Origin of the sequence: Sphingobium sp. IP1, assembly GCF_002708645.1 — a bacterium.
In the GTDB taxonomy this organism is placed as follows: Bacteria; Pseudomonadota; Alphaproteobacteria; order Sphingomonadales; family Sphingomonadaceae; genus Sphingobium; species Sphingobium yanoikuyae.
In genome coordinates this window covers 1-3,805 of record NZ_NOIW01000209.1, presented here as the reverse complement: position 1 = coordinate 3,805, position 3,805 = coordinate 1, and the positions used below count along the sequence as shown (strand labels likewise).

Below are 3,805 nucleotides of genomic sequence, written 5' to 3'. Positions count from 1 at the left end.
GGCCGTGCCTGCCCCCTCCCCCATTGCCCGGCGATTGCGGCATGTCCTTATTCATGTCGCGTCGGGAATCTTTGATGGCTGGGGCATCCCGCGCGCGCGTCGAGGGTTGGACGGCGCATAAGCGATAAGAGGAGAGCACCATGTCCTATGCCACGATCGTCGCCGCCGTCGATGTCAACGCCCCTGAGCTGGCCCGTGCCGCCATTGCCGGCGCGGCCGATGTGGCGGGGAACCAGGGCGTCGTCCATCTGCTCTATGTCCGCTATTATCTGCCGACCCGCTATTCCGAACTGCTGGATGGCAGTTTCGACGAGAATGAGGAGCGCGATGCGCTGGCGGCGATGAAGACATGGGCGAGCGAGGCCGGGCTGGCGCCCGATCGCACCCATTTCCTGACCCGACGCGGGCGGGTGCGCGACGAGGTGCTGAGCGAGGCGGCGCGGCTGAAGGCCGAGCTGGTGGTGATCGGATCGCACCAGCCCTCGCTCACGTCCAAGCTGTTGGGGTCCAATGCGTCGGCGATCATCCACCAGTCGCCGGTCAGCGTGCTGGTGGTGCGGACGCAGGCAGCGGAATAGCAGAAATAATCAACAGCGGTTGAGCGGCGCTCGGTTGCGGCGGGCGAACGCCGTTCCTACCTGCCGGGCATCAGAGATTTATCGGAGCGATGCCCGCATGACCGACAGCTATACCCCGCCCGCCGTCTGGATTTGGGACAAGGACAAGGGCGGTGCCTTTGCCAATATCAATCGGCCGATCGCCGGCGCTACCCATGACAAGCCGTTGCCGGTCGGCCCGCATCCGCTCCAGCTCTATTCGCTGGGCACGCCCAATGGGCAGAAGGTGACGATCCTGCTGGAGGAGTTGCTGGAGGCGGGCGTCACGCAGGCCGAATATGATGCCTGGCTGATCCGCATCGGCGATGGCGACCAGTTCGGCAGCGGCTTTGTCGACGTCAATCCCAACAGCAAGATCCCCGCGCTGATGGACCATAGCGTGTCGCCGCCGCAGCGCGTGTTCGAATCCGGTGCGATCCTGCTCTATCTGGCCGAGAAGTTCGGCAAGTTCCTGCCGACCGATCCGGCCAAGCGCACCGCGGCGCTGAGCTGGCTGTTCTGGCAGATGGGCAGCGCGCCGATCCTGGGCGGCGGCTTTGGCCATTTCTTCGCCTATGCGCCGGAAAAATACGAATATCCGATCAACCGCTACACGATGGAAGTGAAGCGGCAGCTGGACGTGCTGGACCGGCATCTGGCGGACAACGAATATCTGGCCGGCGACGAATATTCGATCGCCGATATTGCGATATGGCCCTGGTATGCGGGCGTGCTGCTGAACCGGGTCTATGGCGCGGCGGAATTTCTGGACGCGGGCAGCTACAAGAACGTGCTGCGCTGGGCGAACCAGATCGATGCGCGCCCGGCGGTGAAGCGCGGGCGGATCGTCAACAAGACCAACGGGCCGCTGGAGGATCAGCTGCACGAGCGGCATGACGCCGGCGACTTCGCCACGAAGACACAGGACAAGCTGGAGGGGGTGGCCTGACACCCATTCCATAGCTTCCGTTCGTTTCGAGCCTGTCGAGAAACGGGAAGCACGGACGGAGGGGCGAAGATGCGCGATCACGCACCGGCCCCTCCACCGCCTGTGGCGGTCCCCCTCCCCAAGCCAAGCTTGGGGAGGAATTTCATCAATAGCCTACAGTGAAGCGCTGGCGGATGTGCTTGGGCGCTTCGATCTCATCGGCGAGCGCGATGGCATAGTCGGCATAGGAGATGCTGCTATTGCCCTCGCCATCGACCAGCAACTGGTCGGTGCCGAGGCGGAATGTCCCCTTGCGATCACCGACGAAGAACAGGGCGGAGGGCGAGAGGAAGGTCCAGTCGAGATCCGCCACGCCGCGCAGATAGGCGAGGAAATCGCCGCCCCGGCCGGCTTCGGCCTTATAGGCTTCGGGGAATTCCGGCGTGTCGATCAGCTTGACGCCCGGCGCGACCTCCAGGCTGCCGGCGCCGCCGACCACCAGATAGCGGGCCACGCCCGACGCACGGACCGCGCCGACCAGCGACGCCGGATCGGTGTCGGCGAACATGACGGCGCTCACGACCGCATCATGACCGGCGAGCAGCGCACTGAGCGCGGCGGCGTCCTTGACGTCGCCAGCGATGGCGGTGACGCCGGCGTCCTGCACCGCATTTTCGGGATGGCGCGAGATCGCCGTCACCTGATGGCCGCGGCGGGCCAGTTCCGCGCTGATTTCCCGTCCGGCACGGCCGCTGCCGCCGATGATCGCGATCTTCATGTTCCATTCTCCATGGGTAGTTACCGATGGAAACCAGATAGCGATTGGGATATCATGATCGCAAGAAGGCACTTTGCCATCACCTGGTTACGCCGAGGATACCGCCTGCCATGACTGCGCCCACGCCCCTGCCCCGGATCGGCGACGCCTATGATCCCGATTGCCCGACCCGCCATGTGCTGGACCGGATCGGCGACAAATGGGCGGTGCTGGTGATGCTGACGTTGAAGGACGGGCCGGTGCGGTTCAACGATCTGCGCCGGCGGATCGGCGCTATCTCGCAGAAGATGCTGTCGCAGACATTGAAAAGCCTGGAGCGCGACGGGCTGGTGAGCCGCGCGGCCTATGCCACGGTGCCGGTGACGGTGGAATATCGGCTGACTGACATGGCGCAGGGGCTGATCGGCATATTGGACCAGATCACCCGCTGGGCCGAGGACCATGTCGGCGCGATCATGGAAGCGCGCCGGGCGCATGACGCGCGGGAGGTCGAGGCCGCCTAACCGGCCTGGGTAGCGCGCTGGCCCTGTGATGCGGTGCGGTCGCGCCACCAGCGGTTGATGCGGCGGGCGGCGGGACGCTCGACGCCATAGGTGAGCGCGCTTGCCAGCAGCAGCGAGGCGGCGGTTGCCAGCAGGAAGCCGATCCAGGTCGACAGGCCGGCGCGGTCGACCAGGTTCATGATCGCCAGCCCGGCATTATGGTGGATGAGGTAGAGGGCGTAGCTGATCGCGCCCAGCCAGAGCAGCAGCCGATGGCGCAGGAAGGGCAGCCAGCCGCGCAGCATCGCGGCGAAGATCGCCATCACCAGCAGCGCGGCGACCAGATATTCGCGCGGGTCGGCCCAGGCGATCGTCGCCAGCGCCGCGACGAAGACGGGCGCCTGCTGGCCCCAGCGGCGATGGCCCGACCAGATGCGGTAGAAGAGCATGCCGATGATGAAGAAGGGGATATAGTCGAGCACCAGCAGCATGACGAGGCGGCTGGGCATGGCATGCCAGCCGGCGATCGCGGCCTTGATCGCGAGCCAGCCGAGCAGCAGCCATTCGAGCCGGGCAAAGCCGCGCCCCATCCAGATCGCCAGCATGCAGCAATAGAAGGCGAGTTCGACGCCCAGCGTCCAGTAGACGCCGTCGACCGCGGGCAGATAGAAATAACCCTGCAGCATCGTCATGTTGACCGGGATCACCCAGGCGGGCGGCAGCAGCTGGCCAGCGCCGAGCAGCAGGACGATGCCGATCGAGAGCGCCATTGCCGCCCAATAGACCGGGAAAAGCCGGGCGAAGCGCTTGACCGCGAAATCGGCGGCGCTGCGCGTTCCTTCCAGCGAGAAGGCGATGACGAAGCCGGAAATGGCGAAGAAGAGCAGCACGCCATAGCCGCCATGTTCGAACAACGGCGGCAGGCGATGGCCTTGCGGGAAGAGCTTGGGATAGATGTTGAAATAATGGAAGAGCAGCACGGAAAAGGCCGCGATGCCACGCAGCGCGTCCAGTTCCTGCA

Annotated in this window: 5 protein-coding genes; 3 read left to right on the top strand and 2 right to left on the bottom strand. The window is 65.2% G+C overall.

Annotated elements, in window-relative coordinates; translation table 11 throughout:
• Nucleotides 1-140: 140 nt before the first annotated feature.
• The gene (locus tag CG471_RS29225) at nucleotides 141-578 is read left to right on the top strand and encodes a universal stress protein (RefSeq protein WP_099234594.1); all 438 of its coding nucleotides are present in this window, start codon (nucleotides 141-143) and stop codon (nucleotides 576-578) included.
• A gap of 97 nt (nucleotides 579-675) precedes the next feature.
• Nucleotides 676-1,545: a glutathione-dependent disulfide-bond oxidoreductase gene (gene yghU / locus CG471_RS29220; RefSeq protein WP_099234593.1), complete on the top strand. Its 870-nt coding sequence runs from the start codon at nucleotides 676-678 to the stop codon at nucleotides 1,543-1,545.
• A gap of 145 nt (nucleotides 1,546-1,690) precedes the next feature.
• On the opposite strand, the gene CG471_RS29215 is transcribed toward yghU, so the two are convergent.
• Nucleotides 1,691-2,302, bottom strand: coding sequence for an NAD(P)-dependent oxidoreductase (locus tag CG471_RS29215; protein ID WP_099234592.1), 612 nt, complete (start codon nucleotides 2,300-2,302; stop codon nucleotides 1,691-1,693).
• Nucleotides 2,303-2,412: 110 nt separating this feature from the next.
• On the opposite strand from CG471_RS29215, the gene CG471_RS29210 reads away from it, so the two are divergent.
• The gene (locus CG471_RS29210) at nucleotides 2,413-2,805 is read left to right on the top strand and encodes a helix-turn-helix domain-containing protein (RefSeq protein WP_099234591.1); all 393 of its coding nucleotides are present in this window, start codon (nucleotides 2,413-2,415) and stop codon (nucleotides 2,803-2,805) included.
• Here the strand turns inward: CG471_RS29210 and CG471_RS29205 are convergent.
• Nucleotides 2,802-3,805: acyltransferase (locus CG471_RS29205; protein ID WP_257211736.1), on the bottom strand; the 1,004-nt coding region annotated here is incomplete at its 5' end. The genes CG471_RS29210 and CG471_RS29205 overlap by 4 nt on opposite strands.

Excerpts from the sequence above, each read along its gene's own strand:
- CG471_RS29210 (WP_099234591.1), top strand. The coding sequence starts at position 2,413 with ATGACTGCGCCCACGCCCCTGCCCCGGATCGGCGACGCCTATGATCCC.
- CG471_RS29215 (WP_099234592.1), bottom strand. The coding sequence starts at position 2,302 with ATGAAGATCGCGATCATCGGCGGCAGCGGCCGTGCCGGACGGGAAATC.
- CG471_RS29225 (WP_099234594.1), top strand. The coding sequence starts at position 141 with ATGTCCTATGCCACGATCGTCGCCGCCGTCGATGTCAACGCCCCTGAG.
- yghU (WP_099234593.1), top strand. The coding sequence starts at position 676 with ATGACCGACAGCTATACCCCGCCCGCCGTCTGGATTTGGGACAAGGAC.